The sequence below is a fragment of the Flavonifractor sp. An4 genome (assembly GCF_002161755.1).
GTDB classification, from domain to species: domain Bacteria; phylum Bacillota; class Clostridia; order Oscillospirales; family Oscillospiraceae; genus Flavonifractor; species Flavonifractor avicola.
In genome coordinates, this window is the sequence record NZ_NFIL01000019.1 from 1 (window position 1) to 16,549 (window position 16,549).

The 16,549-nt window shown below is 60.8% G+C and carries 16 protein-coding genes and 1 tRNA gene; 15 read left to right on the forward strand and 2 right to left on the reverse strand.

Going from position 1 to position 16,549, the window contains the following annotated elements; all coding sequences use genetic code 11:
• Positions 1-441: 441 nt before the first annotated feature.
• Positions 442-517: transfer RNA gene (locus tag B5F94_RS09460), tRNA-Val, on the reverse strand.
• Positions 518-640: 123 nt separating this feature from the next.
• Here B5F94_RS09460 and fabG point away from each other — a divergent pair.
• The 15 genes from fabG (at position 641) to B5F94_RS09535 (ending at position 14,620) form a co-directional block, all read left to right on the forward strand.
• Positions 641-1,363 (forward strand): elongation factor P 5-aminopentanone reductase, encoded by a 723-nt coding sequence (fabG, locus tag B5F94_RS09465; RefSeq protein ID WP_087329694.1) that lies wholly within the window; start codon positions 641-643, stop codon positions 1,361-1,363.
• 142 nt (positions 1,364-1,505) lie between these two features.
• Complete coding sequence (locus tag B5F94_RS09470) at positions 1,506-2,708, forward strand: ABC transporter substrate-binding protein (protein WP_087329695.1); 1,203 nt, start codon at positions 1,506-1,508, stop codon at positions 2,706-2,708.
• Positions 2,709-2,883: 175 nt separating this feature from the next.
• The gene (locus B5F94_RS09475; protein ID WP_087188438.1) at positions 2,884-3,756 is read left to right on the forward strand and encodes a branched-chain amino acid ABC transporter permease; all 873 of its coding nucleotides are present in this window, start codon (positions 2,884-2,886) and stop codon (positions 3,754-3,756) included.
• Between the two features lie 10 nt (positions 3,757-3,766).
• Positions 3,767-4,858, forward strand: a complete 1,092-nt coding sequence (locus B5F94_RS09480; RefSeq protein WP_087188437.1) for a branched-chain amino acid ABC transporter permease — start codon at positions 3,767-3,769, stop codon at positions 4,856-4,858.
• Positions 4,851-5,702: an ABC transporter ATP-binding protein gene (locus B5F94_RS09485; RefSeq protein WP_087188436.1), complete on the forward strand. Its 852-nt coding sequence runs from the start codon at positions 4,851-4,853 to the stop codon at positions 5,700-5,702. Before B5F94_RS09480 ends, B5F94_RS09485 begins: the two co-directional genes overlap by 8 nt.
• Positions 5,703-5,714: 12 nt before the next feature.
• Positions 5,715-6,416, forward strand: coding sequence for an ABC transporter ATP-binding protein (locus tag B5F94_RS09490; protein ID WP_343212813.1), 702 nt, complete (start codon positions 5,715-5,717; stop codon positions 6,414-6,416).
• 262 nt (positions 6,417-6,678) lie between these two features.
• A complete protein-coding gene (locus tag B5F94_RS09495; RefSeq protein ID WP_087329697.1) occupies positions 6,679-7,398 on the forward strand; it encodes a stalk domain-containing protein in 720 nt (239 codons plus the stop codon).
• A gap of 152 nt (positions 7,399-7,550) precedes the next feature.
• Positions 7,551-8,396, forward strand: a complete 846-nt coding sequence (locus B5F94_RS09500) for a zinc dependent phospholipase C family protein (RefSeq protein ID WP_087329699.1) — start codon at positions 7,551-7,553, stop codon at positions 8,394-8,396.
• 226 nt (positions 8,397-8,622) lie between these two features.
• Positions 8,623-8,835 (forward strand): FeoA family protein, encoded by a 213-nt coding sequence (locus B5F94_RS09505; protein WP_087188431.1) that lies wholly within the window; start codon positions 8,623-8,625, stop codon positions 8,833-8,835.
• Between the two features lie 13 nt (positions 8,836-8,848).
• Entirely contained in the window at positions 8,849-9,070 is a 222-nt protein-coding gene (locus B5F94_RS09510; RefSeq protein WP_087267155.1) for a FeoA family protein, read from the forward strand.
• Positions 9,071-9,170: 100 nt separating this feature from the next.
• Complete coding sequence (locus tag B5F94_RS09515) at positions 9,171-11,549, forward strand: ferrous iron transporter B (protein ID WP_087329701.1); 2,379 nt, start codon at positions 9,171-9,173, stop codon at positions 11,547-11,549.
• 38 nt (positions 11,550-11,587) lie between these two features.
• Positions 11,588-11,764: a FeoB-associated Cys-rich membrane protein gene (locus B5F94_RS09520; protein ID WP_087267162.1), complete on the forward strand. Its 177-nt coding sequence runs from the start codon at positions 11,588-11,590 to the stop codon at positions 11,762-11,764.
• Positions 11,765-11,777: 13 nt separating this feature from the next.
• On the forward strand, positions 11,778-12,149 hold the full coding sequence (locus B5F94_RS09525; RefSeq protein ID WP_087188427.1) for a metal-dependent transcriptional regulator: 372 nt from the start codon (positions 11,778-11,780) through the stop codon (positions 12,147-12,149).
• Positions 12,150-12,310: 161 nt separating this feature from the next.
• Positions 12,311-12,952 carry an HAD family hydrolase gene (locus B5F94_RS09530; protein ID WP_242965648.1) on the forward strand — a complete coding sequence of 214 codons (642 nt, stop codon included), beginning with the start codon at positions 12,311-12,313 and terminating at the stop codon, positions 12,950-12,952.
• A 66-nt stretch (positions 12,953-13,018) separates the two neighbouring features.
• Complete coding sequence (locus B5F94_RS09535) at positions 13,019-14,620, forward strand: peptide chain release factor 3 (protein ID WP_087188425.1); 1,602 nt, start codon at positions 13,019-13,021, stop codon at positions 14,618-14,620.
• Between the two features lie 62 nt (positions 14,621-14,682).
• Here B5F94_RS09535 and B5F94_RS09540 read toward each other — a convergent pair whose 3' ends face one another.
• Positions 14,683-16,194: a YifB family Mg chelatase-like AAA ATPase gene (locus B5F94_RS09540; RefSeq protein WP_087329706.1), complete on the reverse strand. Its 1,512-nt coding sequence runs from the start codon at positions 16,192-16,194 to the stop codon at positions 14,683-14,685.
• Positions 16,195-16,549 lie beyond the last annotated feature (355 nt).

Here is a 16,549-nt window from a genome sequence, read left to right on the forward strand (position 1 = left end):
GGATTTTCACCCGCTATGATAAGCTCGACTCCTCATTCCTTGCCTTCGTTTACATTGGCGCTATCGCCATTTTGTTGAAATGATGCAATACTCTGCAATTTTTAAAACAAGGCCTAGTTGGACACATTCATATATGGCGTTATCCGTGACAGTGATTCTTCCACCCAACCGGCGGACTGATTGCGCAGCTTCTCGCGGTGTGTGGCTTCAGGAAAACGGCTGGAGAGGAACCGGCGCGCTCTTTGCCCGGGGTGATGGCCGCCTTGCCCGGGACGGGAAATGGGCATCCTCCGCCGGTAAAATATGCCTCTTGACGGCGTTTTCTATTTTATAAGGTAGCGGCGGTATATCGTGCCGCCTTAACTTTGATGAAAAGGTTAAAACCTTTCTTTTCTGAAAAAATAAAATCCCCCAAAGCCTTGCGGCTTCAGGGGATTATTCTGGTGGACGATACAGGACTTGAACCTGTGACCTCCCGCACGTCAAGCGGATGCTCTACCAGCTGAGCTAATCGTCCGAACAGCATGGACTATTATAGCGAAAAGAAAGGTGCTTGTCAACACTTTTTTGAAATTTCTCTTTTCAAGGCCGGAAAGTGCTGGTATACTGAGAAAAACACCATAAACAAGGAGGAAATGGTATGGCAGGACGGGTGGTTCTCATTACCGGCGGCAGCCGGGGCATCGGCGCGGCGGCGGCCCGGCGGTTTGCCGCCGGGGGAGACCGGGTGGTGGTCAACTACTGCCGCTCCAGAGAGAAAGCGGAGGCTCTGGCGGAGGAGATCGGCGGCTGGGCGGTCCAGGCCGACGTGTCAGACTCGGCCCAGGTACGGAATATGGTTGACAATGTGTTGGATAAATTTTGTCAACTTGACATTCTGATATGCAACGCAGGCATTGCCCAGCAGAAATTATTTGGCGATCTGACGGACGAGGATTGGCGGCGGATGTTTGCCGTCAACGTGGACGGAATGTTCTACACCATCCGGGCGGCGCTGCCTCATTTCATTCATTGCAAGGCAGGAAAAATTTTGACTTTGTCCTCTATGTGGGGACAGGTGGGAGGCTCCTGCGAGGTGGCCTATTCTGCCGCAAAAGCTGCTGTCATCGGGCTTACAAAGGCTCTGGCCAAGGAGGTTGGGCCCTCTGGGATCACGGTGAACTGTGTGTCTCCCGGGGTCATTGATACCGAGATGAACGGCAACCTGGGCCCCGAGGATCTGGCCGCTTTGGCGGAGGAGACCCCCCTGGAGCGCATCGGCCGGCCGGAGGATGTGGCGGAGGCCCTGTGGTATCTGGCTTCCGACGCTGCAAACTTTATCACGGGACAGGTTTTGTCCCCCAATGGCGGACTGATTATCTGAAAATGCCTGCCTACATTCATAAATTGTTCATACTTCACACAAGGGCTGCCTGCCAAGGGGCGGCCCTTGTGCATTTTTGAGGTTGACAATTTCCGGTGACACGCATATAATTGTCAACAACTTCTTGAAGGAGGAATGAACGATGAAAAAGTCTCGCATCCTGTCTCTTGCGCTGGCGGGTGCGCTCAGCTTCTCCATGCTGGCCGGCTGCGGCGGCGGCACCGAGGGCGGCTCCGCCAATACCCCCGCCGGTGGCAATGAAACCACCAGCGGCAGCACCGAAGGCACCATTCAGATCGGCGGCATCGGCCCCCTGACCGGCTCCGCTGCTGTTTACGGCCTGGCCACCAAGCAGGGCGCCGAAATCGCCATTGAGGAGATCAACGCTCTGGGCGGCCTGCAGTTCTCCCTGAATTCCCAGGACGACGAGGGCGACATTGAGAAGGCTGTTAACGCCTACGGCAAGCTGAAGGACGACGGCGCCAAGATCATCTACGGCTGCACCACCACCAACCCCTGCGTGGCCGTGGCTGCCGAGACCTATAACGACCGTTACTTCCAGCTGACTCCCTCTGCCTCTTCCACCGACGTGACTGCGGGCAAGGACAACGTGTTCCAGGTGTGCTTCACCGACCCCAACCAGGGCGTGACCGCCGCCAACTATATTAAGGACAACAACCTGGGTACCAAGGTCGCTGTCATCTACAACAACGGCGATGCCTACTCCACCGGCATCTACAACTCCTTCCAGGCCACTGCCAAGGAGATCGGCCTGGAGGTTGTGACCGTTCAGACCTTCCCCGATGACACCAACACCGACTTCAACGTGCAGCTGTCTGCCGCCAAGGACGCCGGCGCCGATCTGGTGTTCATGCCCATCTACTACACCCCCGCTTCCCTGATCCTGTCCCAGGCCAAGAGCATGGGCTATGAGCCCACCTTCTTCGGCTGCGACGGTATGGACGGTATCCTGGACCTGGAGGGCTTTGACAAGAGCCTGGCCGAGGGCCTGATGCTCATGACTCCCTTCAACGCCTGGGGCGAGGACGAGCGCACCAAGACCTTCGTCAGCGAGTATGAGGCTGCTTACGGCGGTATCCCCAACCAGTTCGCCGCTGACGGCTACGACTGTATGTACGCCATCTATGAGGCCTGCACCGCTGCCGGCGTTACCGCCGACATGAGCGCCGAGGAGATCTGCGAGGCTCTGATCGCTCAGTTCACCTCCAGTGACTTCAGCGTGGACGGCCTGACCGGCACCGGCATGACCTGGTCCGCCAACGGCGAGGTCTCCAAGGCCCCCGTGGTCGTCAAGGTCGAGGGCGGCGTGTACGTCACCCAGTAAGTGCATCAGCTTCCGCTGACATAGGAAATGAAAGCGGGTTGCCGGGGGGACCCGGCAGCCCGCTTTTCCCCATGTATCCCCAATCGGATGTATGGTGGAAACATCGGCAGCCCGCAGGACCGCCGATGTTTCTGCCATACACAGAACAGAGAAAACAAGTAGAGAGGTGAATGGTTTGAGCTTCCTCAATAATCTGATCACCGGTATCAGCCTGGGCAGCGTCTACGCCATCATCGCCCTGGGCTACACCATGGTGTACGGCATCGCAAAGATGCTGAACTTTGCCCACGGCGACGTCATCATGGTGGGCGCCTATGTGACCTTCTTTGCCACCGGCAGCTTTAATCTGCCCCCTGTGGTGGGCGTACTGCTGGCTGTGGTGGTGTGTACCGTCCTGGGCGTCGTCATCGAAGGACTGGCCTACAAGCCCCTGCGTCAGGCGTCCTCCCTGGCGGTGCTCATCACCGCCATTGGCGTCAGCTATTTCCTGCAAAACGCCGCCCTGCTGCTGTGGGGCGCCGATCCCAAGGTGTTTACCCCCGTCATCCCTGAGGGCTCCCTGCCCATCTCCGGTGTGAACATCACCTATGTGTCTCTGGTTACCGTACTGGCTTGCATCATCATCATGCTGGCCCTCACCTGGTTCACCAGTAAGACCAAGATGGGCAAGGCCATGCGGGCCTGCTCCGAGGATAAGGCGGCCGCTCAGCTCATGGGCATCAACGTCAACCGCACCATCTCCATGACCTTTGCCATCGGTTCCGCTCTGGCCGCCATCGCCGGTGTGCTGCTGTGCTCCAGCTATCGGACTCTGATGCCCACCACCGGCTCCCTGCCCGGCATCAAGGCCTTTACCGCTGCCGTGTTCGGCGGCATCGGCTCCATCCCCGGTGCCATGCTGGGCGGCATCCTGCTGGGTATCATCGAGACCTTTGCCAAGGTGATCAATACCAACATCTCCGACGCGGTGGTCTTTGCGGTGCTCATCATCGTGCTGCTGGTGAAGCCCGCCGGCCTGCTGGGCAAGACCGTCCGCGAGAAAGTGTGAGGTGAGGGATATGAAGAAATTGACTTCCGGCCGGAAACGGCTGATCAACAACACCATCACCTACGCCATTGTCATTGCGGCCTTTGTGATCCTTCAGGTGCTCAATGCGGGCGATATGCTGTCCTCCTCTCTGCAGGGCCAGCTGGTGCCCATCTGCGCCTATATCGTCATGGCTCTGTCCCTCAATCTGGTGGTAGGTATCTCCGGTGAGCTGAGCCTGGGCCACGCCGGATTTATGAGCGTGGGCGCCTTTTCCGGCGTAGTGACCGCCATGTCCCTCCAGGATGCCATTCCCAACGGAGCGGTCCGCCTGGTGGTGGCCATGATCGTGGGCGCGGTGCTGGCCGGTATTGCCGGCGTCATCGTGGGTGTGCCTGTGCTCCGTCTGCGGGGTGACTACCTGGCCATCGTGACTCTGGCCTTCGGCGAGATCATCCGCAACATCATGAACGTGCTCTATGTGGGCGTGGATAAGAACGGCCTCCACTTCTCTCTGGAGAATGAGATGGCCCTCAACCTGGAGGAGGGCGGCAAGGCTATCCTGAAGGGGCCCATGGGCTTCACCACCAACGTGAAGCTGGCCTCCTTCACCGCCGGCTTTATCCTGGTGCTCATTGCCCTGACTGTGGTGCTCAATCTGGTGAACAGCCGCTCCGGCCGGGCCATCATGGCCCTGCGGGACAACCGCATCGCCGCCGAGAGCGTGGGCATCGGCGCTACCAAGTACAAGCTGATGGCCTTCGTTACCTCCGCCGTTATGGCGGGCGCCGCGGGCGTGCTCTACGCCATGAACTTCTCTTCCGTGGCCCCCAAGAAGTTTGATTTCAACACCTCTATTCTGGTGCTGGTGTTCGTGGTGCTGGGCGGTATCGGCAACATCCGCGGCTCCATCATCGCCGCCGCCTTCCTCACCTACCTGCCCGAGCTGCTGCGTGCCATCAACCTGGATGAGTACCGGATGCTGGTGTACGCCATTGTGCTCATTCTGGTGATGATCGCCACCAATAACCCGGTGATGCGCGGATTCTTCAACGGCATCAAGGAGAAATTCCGCAAGTCGCCGGAACAGCCGGCCGAGAAGGGAGGCGTCAGCCATGAGTAAACCCAAGCGTCCCGAGACCAAGCTGGTCCCGGTGCCCAGCCCCAATATTATCCCCGAGCGCGACATCAAGCAGACCCCCATCCTGGAGTGCCAGCACCTGGGCATCGACTTCGGCGGCCTCACCGCCGTGAATGAGTTCAACATGGCCATCGGCCGCACCGAGATCGCCGGCCTCATCGGCCCCAATGGCGCCGGTAAGACCACCGTGTTCAACCTGCTGACCAAGGTGTATCAGCCCACCCGGGGCACCGTGCTGCTGGACGGCATTGATACCCACAATATGTCCACCGTTCAGGTGAACAAGGCGGGCATCGCCCGTACCTTCCAGAACATCCGCCTGTTCGACAACCTGACGGTGGAGGACAACGTAAAGATCGGCCTGCACAACCATGTCCGCTACCCCATGTGGAGCGGTATCCTCCGTCTGCCCAGCTACTGGAAGAAGGAGAAGCTGGCCCATGAGAGCGCTCTGGAGCTGCTGAGCATCTTCGATATGCAGCATCTGGCCAACGCCAAGGCGGGCAGCCTGCCCTACGGCGCCCAGCGCAAGCTGGAGATCGTCCGTGCCCTGGCCACCAACCCCTCTCTGCTGCTGCTGGACGAGCCGGCGGCGGGCATGAACCCCTCCGAGACCGCCGAGCTGATGGACAACATCGTCAAGATCCGGGATACCTTCCACATCGCCATTCTGCTCATCGAGCACGACATGAATCTGGTTATGGGCATCTGTGAGGGTATCTGCGTGCTCAACTTCGGCCAGATCATCGCCAAGGGCACCCCCTCGGAGATCCAGAACAACCCGGAGGTCATCAAGGCCTATCTGGGCGACCAGAAGGAGGTATAAGCCATGGCGGTATTGCTGGACGTCAAAAACATCAATGTATACTACGGCGCCATCCACGCCGTGAAAGACATCTCCTTCCACGTGGAGGAGGGGGAGATCGTCACCCTCATCGGCGCCAACGGCGCCGGTAAGACCACCACCCTCCAGACCGTCTCCGGCCTGCTCCACACCCGCACCGGCTCCATCGAGTTCATGGGCAAGCCCATTCAGGCGGTACCCGCCTCCAAGCTGGTGGCTCAGGGCCTGGCCCAGGTGCCCGAAGGCCGCCGGGTGTTCCAGCAGATGACGGTGGAGGAGAACCTGGAGATGGGCGCCTTTACCCAGCCCAACTCCACTATTGCCCCCAACCTGGAGCGGGTGTACGCCCAGTTCCCCCGGCTGAAAGAGCGCCGCAAGCAGGTGGCGGGCACCCTGTCCGGCGGCGAGCAGCAGATGCTGGCCATGGGCCGTGCCCTCATGTCCAACCCCAAGCTGCTCATGCTGGATGAGCCCTCCATGGGTCTGGCTCCCATCCTGGTGGAGCAGATCTTCGACATCATCAAGGAGCTGCACAAGGCGGGCACCACCATCCTGCTGGTGGAGCAGAACGCCCAGATGGCCCTGAGCGTGGCCGACCGGGGCTATGTGCTGGAGACCGGCCGGGTGACCCTGACCGGTCCGGGCCGGCAGCTGCTGGCCGACGAGGCGGTCAAGAAGGCCTACCTGGGCGGTTGAGCCCCAATACGACGAGAGAAAAAGCGCGCTGCAATTTGCAGCGCGCTTTTTTTAAGAAAAGCTATGGCGGAACAAAAATTGGTGTGGTAAAATAACAGGGTAAATATTGGAATGTCTGGAAGCGGGGGGTATTAGACCAACATCTTCTTTCGGACGACATTGTCTGAAACAGGCCCTGACAAACCGGCCAGAGCCGTTTTGGAAGAGACTGCCCCCGAGACCCTTGAATTGGGAGTGGAGATCAAAAAGGGAGGAAACCTGTATGAAAAAGACCCTGCGCAAACGTATCCTGGCCGGCACCGCCGTGGTTGCCCTGCTGTGCGGGACGGCGGTGGCCGCAAGCACCGTCACCACCAAGATGATCGAAGCCAACTACATGGGCATCAAGATCGTGGTGGACGGGGTGGAGGTCACCCCCAAGGACGCCAATGGCAAGGTTGTGGAGCCCTTTGCCAGCAGCGGCACCACCTATCTGCCTGTCCGCGCCATCGGTGAGGCTCTGGGCAAGGAGGTCACCTGGGACGGCAGCACCGCCACCGTCTATGTGGGCGAGGCGCCCGGCCAGGCCACCGACTGGATGAAGAAGCTGCCCCCCTATCAGGTGAGCACCAATACCAAAATCTTTGACGGCAGCGATCCCAAGAGCTATATGACCATTTCCGGCAACAAAATTGCTCAGGGTGTCCAGATGTCGGGCGGCTACAAGAATGAGGGCTACGCCATCTGGAACACCAACCTCCAGTATGACACCATGACCTTTACCATCGGCCATGTGGACGGCTCCAAGGAGTACAAGATCAGCCTGGACGTGTACCTGGACGGCGAGCTGGCCGAGACCTATACCATTGACTGGAGCGACGCCCCCCAGACCATCACCATCCCCTTGGACCACGCTGCCAATGTGCGGCTGGAGACTCTCAACGTGGAGGGCACCAGCGGCTGGAACCATGAGTTCGGCATCTACGACATCTCCTTCTCCTGAATCCACCCAAAGGAGCGCGCCGCAACGGCGCGCTCCTTTTTATATGGAAAAAGATTTAACATTTTTCTGCTTTCTCTCCCTGACACAGCGTGATACAATAAACACATATAATGGATCGCTATGGACTGTGACAGGAGGGAATCGACGGAACTATGCCAAATTACTACGCGCATCTAAAATTTGGAGATAAAGTACTGGGCGGGCTGCCTCAGCCTCTGGCCCAGGTCATCGATGAGGAGCGGGAGGCCTTTGATCTGGGTTGCCTGGGTCCCGATCCGCTGTTTTTCTACCAGCCCATCCGACCCAACGCTGTCCGGCGGGAGGGGGTGCGGATGCACCGCAATTCCGCCTTGCCCGCCGTGGAGCGGCTGCGTCAGGCCATTGAGGAGGGTGTGCCCATGTCGGTGGGCTATGGCGCCGGATTTTTGTGCCACCTGGCTTTGGACAGCGCCTGCCACGGCTATGTGGACGAGCGCTCCGCCGACGGCCCCATCTCCCACATGGCCATGGAGGGAGAGTTCGACCGGATGCTGATGGAGAGCGACGGACTGGACACCGTCAGCCAGGCCCATCTGCCCACCCCGCCCCAGAAGGGAAGCCAGGTGTGGGACGCCGCTGCCTGCGCCTATATCCACGCCTCCCCCCGGCAGGTCCGCCGGGCCTACCGGGCCATGAACTGGTATCTCAGCTTTTTTGCCCGCTCCTGCGGCACCCGCCGGGGCAAGGTCATCGGCGCGGTGAGCCGGATGCTCCCCATCCAGTCCGCCAAAGACGTGGCCCTGAAGGAGACCCCCCATCCCGCCTCCCTGGAGAGCAGTGCCGATCTGGACCGGCTGCTGGAGGGGGCGGTGGATGAGACCACCCAGCAGATCGACGCCTTTTTCCAGGCCATCCGGGAGGACGCTCCGGTGCCTCTCTGGTTCGACCGGGACTTCAAGGGCACGCCCCAGGCGGGGGAGAAGGGGTGGACCGCAGTGCTTAACGGTTCTCTGTCCTGAAACAATCCCAGTATGATGCGGGCGACCATAAAGGTCGCCCCTACAAAAGACACCTCGTAGGGGCGGCCTTTATGGCCGCCCGTTTTTTATGGGCAGGAAAATTTTTTAAAAAAGGGATTGACAATGGTGGTTAGTTGATGTAAACTCATACTCACCGAGGAGGTTAGCGAAAGCTAACCGCGAAAAAGACCATAGGCGGACAGACCGCCGTTGGGAGGGAGAAACTATGATGCCGCTGACACTGGCACAGCAGGGCGAACCGGTCACCATCCGGAAAATCACGGGGAAGGATGAACTGCGTCAGCACCTGGCTGAACTGGGCTTTGTTATGGATGCCACGGTGACTGTGGTTAGTAAACTGGGCGGGAACCTGATCGTGCAGGTCAAGGACAGCCGCATTGCCCTGGACCGGAATATGGCCGGACGAATCATGATCTGAGAGGAGTGGAGCAATGAGAACGCTGAAGGACGCCAAGGTGGGGGACACCGTCACGGTGGTACGCCTCCACGGCGAGGGCGCGGTGAAGCGCCGCATCATGGATATGGGCATTACCAAGGGTGTGGCCATCCAGATCCGGAAGGTGGCTCCCCTGGGGGACCCCATGGAGCTGAATGTGCGGGGCTATGAGCTGAGCGTGCGCAAAGCCGATGCCGAAATGATTGAGATTTCCTGAGCCGTAGGGGACGATGTCCTCATCGGCCCGCCTTCCCATGAGGGAAGGCTATTTTTCAGAACAACGGTTAGCTAACGCTAATCAAGAAGGGAGTAAGAAGATGGAGTTGAAGATCGCGCTGGCGGGCAACCCGAACTGCGGTAAAACCACCCTGTTCAATGCCCTGACCGGCTCCAGCCAATACGTGGGCAACTGGCCCGGCGTGACGGTGGAAAAGAAGGAGGGCAAGCTGAAAGGCCACAAGGATGTGGTGATCCAGGACCTGCCCGGTATCTATTCCCTGTCCCCCTACACCCTGGAAGAGGTGGTGGCCCGGAACTATCTGGTGAACGAGAAGCCGGACGCCATCCTGAATATTGTGGACGGCACCAACATCGAGCGCAACCTGTACCTCACCACCCAGCTCATTGAGCTGGGCATCCCGGTGGTGGTGGCGGTGAACATGATTGACCTGGTGCGCAAGAACGGGGATGTGATCGATCTCCAGAAGCTGGGCAGCGCCCTGGGCTGCCAGGTGGTGGAGATGAGCGCCCTGAAGGGCGAGGGCGGCAAGGAGGCCGCCGAGCGGGCTGTAGTGCTGGCCAAGACCAAGAAGGCCGGCGAGCTGCCCCATGTGTTCACCGGCAGTGTGGAGCACGCCATCGCTCACATCGAGGAGTCCATTGCCGGCCTGGTGGAGGAGCGGTATCTTCGCTGGTACGCCATCAAGGTCTTTGAGCGGGACGAGAAGGTGCTGGAGACCCTCAACCTGACCGGGGAGCTGAAGGAGCACCTGGAGGCCCACATCGCCGACTGCGAGGCCGAGCTGGACGACGACGCTGAGAGCATCATCACCAACCAGCGCTACTCTTACATCAGCTCCGTGGTGGGCAAGGCCGTGAAAAAGAAGAAGGCCGCCCACTCCATGAGCACCTCCGACAAGATCGACCGCATTGTCACCAACCGCATCCTGGCCCTGCCCATCTTTGTGGCGGTGATGATCCTGGTGTATTCCATCGCCATGGGCGGCAGCGCCTTTGCCATCGGTACCCGGGCCACCGACTGGGCCAACGACGGCCTGTTCGGCGACGGCTGGTTTGTTCCCTTCACCGCCGACACCGAGGCTTGGGAGGAGGACTCCGGCGCCTGGGAAGAGGCCTCTACCATGATCGAGGGCTATGAGGCCGGCGAGAGCGAGGTCTACTTCTATGACGATGAGACCGGCGAGACCACCGTGGTGCCCGTCACCGAGGAGGCCTATCAGGCTGCCCTTCAGGTGTCCGAGCCCGATCCCAACGACTACGGCACCTGGGTACCCGGCATCCCTGTACTGGCCGAGGGGGCGCTTACCGCCGTCAACGCTCACCCGGTGCTCCAGTCCCTGATCCTGGACGGCATCATCGGCGGCGTGGGCGCGGTGCTGGGCTTTGTGCCCCAGATGCTGGTGCTCTTCCTGCTGCTGGCCCTGCTGGAGGACTGCGGCTACATGGCCCGCATTGCCTTCATTATGGACCGGATCTTCCGTCGCTTCGGCTTGTCCGGCAAGAGCTTCATCCCCATGCTGGTGGCCACCGGCTGCGGCGTGCCCGGCATCATGGCCTCCCGCACCATTGAGCAGGAGCGGGACCGGCGCATGACCATCATGACCACCGGATTCATCCCCTGCGGCGCCAAAATGCCCATCATCGCCCTCTTTGCCGGGGCCCTGTTCGGCGGCTCCGCCTGGGTGGCTACCTCTGCCTACTTCATCGGCGTGGCGGCAGTGGTGATTTCCGGCATCATCCTGAAGAAAACCAAGGGCTTTGCCGGTGACCCCGCCCCCTTCGTCATGGAGCTGCCCGCCTACCACGCCCCCGCCGCCGGCAACGTGCTGCGGGCCATGTGGGAGCGGGGCTGGTCCTTCATCAAGCGGGCCGGTACCGTCATCCTGCTTTCCTCTATCATCCTGTGGTTCCTCCAGGGCTTCGGCTTTGTGGACGGCGTGTTCCAGATGGTGGAGGACAACAACGACTCCCTGCTGGCCGCTGTGGGCCACGCCGTGTCCTTTATTTTCGCGCCTCTGGGCTTCGGTTTCTGGGAGGCCACCGTGGCTGTGGTCACCGGTCTCATCGCCAAGGAGGAGGTTGTTTCCACCTTCGGCGTGCTCTTCCCGGGCAACCTGACCGTGGATATGGCTGCCGCCTTCACCGCCATTTCCGCCTACTCCTTCATGATCTTCAACCTGCTGTGCGCCCCCTGCTTCGCTGCTATGGGCGCCATCAAGCGGGAGATGAACAGCCCCAAGTGGACCCTGGCCGCCATCGGCTATATGTGCGGCTTCGCCTATGTGATCTCTCTCATCGTCTACCAGATCGGCGGCCTGATCCTGGGCCAGGTGGCCTTCGGTGTGGGCACCGTGGCTGCCTTCATCTGCCTGGCGGGTCTCATCTACCTGCTGGTGCGGAAGAACAAGTATGAGGAGTCCGGCGTCAATCTGCGGGCGGTGGCCGCCGCCGAGTAAGGCGTCCCGCCCATCTTATCAAGGAAAGGAGCATCTTTATGCTACCCACGATTCTCATCAGTCTGGCCATTGCGGCTGCCTGCGCGGCCATTGTGGCCCGGGGCATCCACAACCGGCGCCACGGCAAGAGCAGCTGCTCTTGCGGCGGCTCCTGCGGGAGCTGCGGATGCTCCGGTATGTGCCACCCCGGCCGGGAAGAACCCGCCAAACGCTAGGAAGGAGCATACCATGGAACTGACCAACACCAACATCCGCTATCTGCTGACCATCTATGACCTCTCCCAAGTCCGGCTGGAGGTCTCCTCCAAGGATATTGCCGCGTCGCTGGCGGTCTCCCGGGCGTCGGTCACCAGTATGATGTCCATCCTCATTGATAAAAACCTGGTGGATAAGGAGCGCTACGGCAAGATCCACCTGACTGGCCTGGGCCGGGCACTGGCCCGGGAGCTGGCCGGTCAGGCCGGACGGCTGGCCACCGATCTCCAGACCCGGATGGATCTGTCCGGGGAGGAGGCCTGGAAGGCCGCCTGCGCCGCCGTATCCGAGCTGCCCCGGCGCTGTTTCCAGCAGCCCCTGGCGGCGGTGCCCCTGCCTGCCTGAGTTTCCCTCTCTCTTTCCATTCCCCTCATACCGCCCCGCCCGCCGGACATTCCGGCGGGCGGGGACTTTTTGTGCAAAAAGGCGGAGGCGGCAGGCTTGAAATGCCTGCGGCGGGTATGATATAGTATCAGAGTATGTATTTCAGCGGGAGGCGCTTTTTCTTGTTTGACGGACTGTTATTTGATCTGGACGGCACCCTGTGGGATTCGGTGGATTCCATCTGTCTGTCCTGGAACCGGGTGTTGGAGCGGATCGCGCCCCAGTATGCCGGGCAGATTACCCGGCCCCGGCTCATCGGCTGTATGGGGATGCTGCTGCCCGATATTGTGAAGAAGCTGCTGCCCGATCTGGACTGGAAGGAGATCCAGCCCCTGCTGGACGGACTGCTGAAAGAGGAGAACGCCCATGTGGCCCGCCACGGCGGCATCCTCTATCCCCAGGTGCCTGAGACCCTGGAGATCCTGGCCCGGGATTACCCCCTGTTTATCGTCAGCAACTGCCAGGACGGCTACATCGAGGCCTTTTTCCAGGCCCATGGGCTGGGAAAGTATTTCACTGACTATGAAAACCCCGGCCGTACCGGCAAGCCCAAGGGGGACAACATCGCCCTGGTGGTACAGCGCAACGGCTTGAAAAAGCCCCTGTACATCGGGGATACCCAGGGAGATTACAACGCCGCCACCCAGGCGGAGGTGCCATTCCTTCACGCCGCCTACGGCTTCGGCCACATCGACCATGAGGTGCCCCATGTGGATGCTTTTGCGGATATCCCGGCGGCGGTGAAACGGCTCAGTCCGCCGTAAAAACGGGCGGCCATAAGGGCCGCCCCTACGTTGTTTTTTGATATTATTACAAGGAGGAACCATACCTTGTCTCAATACGAATCTGAAATCAAACGGCGCAGAACCTTTGCCATCATCAGCCACCCCGACGCCGGCAAGACCACCCTGACGGAAAAGTTCCTGCTCTACGGCGGAGCCATCGCCCAGGCCGGTCAGGTCAAGGGCAAGAAAAACACCCGTGCCGCCACCTCCGACTGGATGGAGATTGAGAAGCAGCGCGGCATCTCGGTCACCTCTTCCGTCATGCAGTTCCAGTACGAGGGCTACTGCATCAACATCCTGGACACCCCCGGCCACCAGGACTTCTCCGAGGACACCTACCGCACCCTGATGGCCGCCGACTCCGCCGTCATGGTCATCGACGCCGCCAAGGGCGTGGAGGCCCAGACCCGGAAGCTGTTCAAGGTGTGCGCCATGCGGGATATCCCCATCTTTACCTTTATCAACAAGATGGACCGGGAGGCCCGGGACTCCTTCGAGCTGCTGGAAGAGCTGGAGAAGGAGCTGGGCATCGAGACCTACCCCGTCAACTGGCCCATCGGCTGCGGCAAGGATTTCAAGGGCGTGTATGACCGGGGCAGCAAGAAGATCATCCACTTCACTTCCAACGGCGGCGCCAAAGCCGCCACCGCTACCGAGGTGGAGCTGGGGGACCCCAACCTGGACGGCCTCATCGGGGAGCGGCTCCATCAGCAGCTGGTGGATGAGATCGAACTGCTGGACGGCGCCGCCGCCGAGTTCGACCTGGACCGGGTGCGCCACGGCAAGCTGTCCCCCGTGTTCTTCGGCTCCGCCCTCACCAACTTCGGCGTGGAGCCCTTCCTGGAGCACTTCCTCCAGATGACTACTGCCCCGCTGCCCCGAAAGGCAGGGGACGAGGTCATCGACTCCATGGACGACAACTTCTCCGCCTTCGTGTTCAAGATCCAGGCCAACATGAACAAGGCCCACCGGGACCGGATCGCCTTCATGCGCATCGTCTCCGGCAAGTTCGAGGCGGACAAGGAGGTCTACCACGTCCAGGGCGGCAAGAAGATCCGCCTGTCCCGGCCTCAGCAGCTGATGGCCGCCGAGCGGGAGATCATCGAGGAGGCCTACGCCGGCGACATCATCGGCGTGTTTGATCCCGGCATCTTCTCCATCGGTGATACCCTGTGCACCGCCTCCAAGAAGTTCAAGTTTGACCCCATCCCCACCTTTGCCCCCGAGCACTTCAAGCGGGTGCGCTCCCTGGACACCATGAAGCGCAAGCAGTTCCTGAAGGGCATGGAGCAGATCGCCCAGGAGGGCGCCATCCAGATCTTCAAGACCCCCTACTCCGGCATGGAGGAAGTCATTGTGGGCGTGGTGGGTACCCTGCAGTTCGACGTGCTGGAGTACCGCCTGAAGAACGAGTACAACGTGGACCTCTACATGGAGGGCCTGCCCTACGAGTACCTGCGGTGGATCGAGACCGAGGACGGCCAGCCGGTGAAGGAGGAGGACCTGAACCTGGGTACCGACACCAAGCTGGTGGAGGACTACAAGGGCAACCAGCTGCTTCTCTTCGGCTCCCAGTGGGCCATCAACTGGACCGAGGAGCGCAACAAGAACCTCACCTTCCACGAGTTCGGCGGCACCAAGTTTTAAAATAAAATGCGGCCCGGAACAAATTCTGTTCCGGGCCGCATTTTTTGTTGTGCTTATTAGGCCTACCGCCTCAGGGAGGCGCTCTCCCGATACTGGATGGCCTCGGCCAGATGCTCCACTCCGATGTGCTCCGCCCCGTCCAGATCGGCGATGGTGCGGGCCACCCGGAGGATGCGGTCGTAGCTGCGGGCCGTAAGGCCCATCCGGTCGAAGGCCCCTTTCATAAGGGCGGTGCCCGCCTCGTCCAGCCGGCAGAACTGGGAGAGCTCCTGCTGCCCCATGTGGGCGTTGCAGTCGGGGCCCTCCGGCCCGAAGCGGGCGGTTTGGATGGCGCGGGCGGCGTTCACCCGGGCCTTGATGACGGAGGATGGTTCGGCGTCGGACCGCCGGGACAGCTGGTCAAAGTCCAGAGCGGGTACCTCCACATACAGGTCGATCCGGTCTAGCAGAGGACCCGACAGCCGGCTCAGGTACTTGTCCACCGCCTGGGGGGAGCAGCGGCACCGGTCGGTGCCGTACCAGCCGCACTTGCAGGGGTTCATGGCGCACACCAGCATGAACCGGGCGGGAAAAACCGCCGTGCCCGCCACCCGGCTGATCTGCACCACCCCGTCCTCCAGAGGCTGGCGCAACGTCTCCAGTACCTCCTTATGGAACTCAGGCAGCTCGTCCAGAAAGAGCACTCCGTTGTGGGCCAGGGAGATCTCTCCCGGCCGGGGAGTGGAGCCTCCGCCTGCCATGCCCATGGCGGAGACGGTATGGTGGGGGGCCCGAAAGGGCCGCCGGGTGAGCAGAGGTTTATCTTCGCTGGTTAGCCCCATCACCGAGTGGACCTCGGTGCACTCCAGAGCCTCCCGGCGGGTCATGTCGGGCAGGATGGAGGGCAGGCGGCGGGCCAGCATAGACTTGCCCGAGCCCGGCGGGCCAACCATCAAAAGGTTGTGGCCTCCCGCGGCGGCGATCTCCAGAGCCCGCTTGCCGTTCTCCTGGCCCTTCACGTCGGCAAAGTCCAGTTCCGCCTCCACCGAATCCCCCGGCGTCCAGGGGTCGGCGGGGAGGATGGGGGTCTCCTCCCGCAGGTGGGCCACCAGCTGGGAGACGCTCTCCACCGGGTAGACGTTCAGCCCACTGGCCAGGGTGGCCTCAGCGGCGGAGGAGGCGGGGACGTACAGATCCTTGATACCCGCCCGAACGGCGGCCAGGGCCATGGGCAGCATACCGGGGATGGGCCGCAGCTGCCCGGACAGGGACAGCTCTCCCACGAAGGCGCAGGGGCCGGCGGGCAGCCGGAGCTGTTCCCCGGCTGCCAAAATGCCCACCAGAATGGGTAGGTCGTACACCGTGCCGCCCTTTTTGCGGTCGGCCGGGGCCAGATTGACGGTGATGCGGGAGACAGGGAAGGAGAAGCCGCAGTTTTTGATGGCGGAGCGCACCCGGTCCCGGGCCTCCTTCACCGCCGCGTCGGGCAGGCCCACGATCTCAAAGGCGGGCAGTCCGCCGGACAGGTCGCACTCCGCCCGCACCTCATAGCCTGAGATGCCGGTGAGCCCCAGGGAACGCACTTCACACAGCATGGCCTGTCACCCTCTTTCCGCCCCGGGCCGCGGCTCCGGGGGCTGTAATCTTATACCATATAAATTATAGCACACAAGGGCGTCTGCTGCCAGAGCGGAGGGACAGGTACGGGTTGTCTGACAGTCTGCAAAACAGGGGAGAGGGGCTTCCAAAGACGGCAATTTTCCAGAATATGAAGTCTAGTACGGGCGGTTCAGCAGAAAAAAAGGGAGTTCTGAATTTTTTTCGAGTAAAAGCGGTAAAACCGGGTGTATTCCTAGGAATTTGAGAATTTGAAGAAAATTGTTATAGATAAGTAAGATTTGATTTACAAACGGTTTGGATGGTGTTACAATGAAGGCGCTCCGGGAAAGT

Excerpts from the sequence above, each read along its gene's own strand:
- B5F94_RS09525 (WP_087188427.1), top strand. The coding sequence starts at position 11,778 with ATGGAACTGACCAACACCAACATCCGCTATCTGCTGACCATCTATGAC.
- B5F94_RS09505 (WP_087188431.1), top strand. The coding sequence starts at position 8,623 with ATGATGCCGCTGACACTGGCACAGCAGGGCGAACCGGTCACCATCCGG.
- B5F94_RS09520 (WP_087267162.1), top strand. The coding sequence starts at position 11,588 with ATGCTACCCACGATTCTCATCAGTCTGGCCATTGCGGCTGCCTGCGCG.
- B5F94_RS09485 (WP_087188436.1), top strand. The coding sequence starts at position 4,851 with ATGAGTAAACCCAAGCGTCCCGAGACCAAGCTGGTCCCGGTGCCCAGC.
- B5F94_RS09515 (WP_087329701.1), top strand. The coding sequence starts at position 9,171 with ATGGAGTTGAAGATCGCGCTGGCGGGCAACCCGAACTGCGGTAAAACC.
- B5F94_RS09470 (WP_087329695.1), top strand. The coding sequence starts at position 1,506 with ATGAAAAAGTCTCGCATCCTGTCTCTTGCGCTGGCGGGTGCGCTCAGC.
- B5F94_RS09500 (WP_087329699.1), top strand. The coding sequence starts at position 7,551 with ATGCCAAATTACTACGCGCATCTAAAATTTGGAGATAAAGTACTGGGC.
- B5F94_RS09480 (WP_087188437.1), top strand. The coding sequence starts at position 3,767 with ATGAAGAAATTGACTTCCGGCCGGAAACGGCTGATCAACAACACCATC.
- B5F94_RS09495 (WP_087329697.1), top strand. The coding sequence starts at position 6,679 with ATGAAAAAGACCCTGCGCAAACGTATCCTGGCCGGCACCGCCGTGGTT.
- B5F94_RS09510 (WP_087267155.1), top strand. The coding sequence starts at position 8,849 with ATGAGAACGCTGAAGGACGCCAAGGTGGGGGACACCGTCACGGTGGTA.
- fabG (WP_087329694.1), top strand. The coding sequence starts at position 641 with ATGGCAGGACGGGTGGTTCTCATTACCGGCGGCAGCCGGGGCATCGGC.
- B5F94_RS09540 (WP_087329706.1), bottom strand. The coding sequence starts at position 16,194 with ATGCTGTGTGAAGTGCGTTCCCTGGGGCTCACCGGCATCTCAGGCTAT.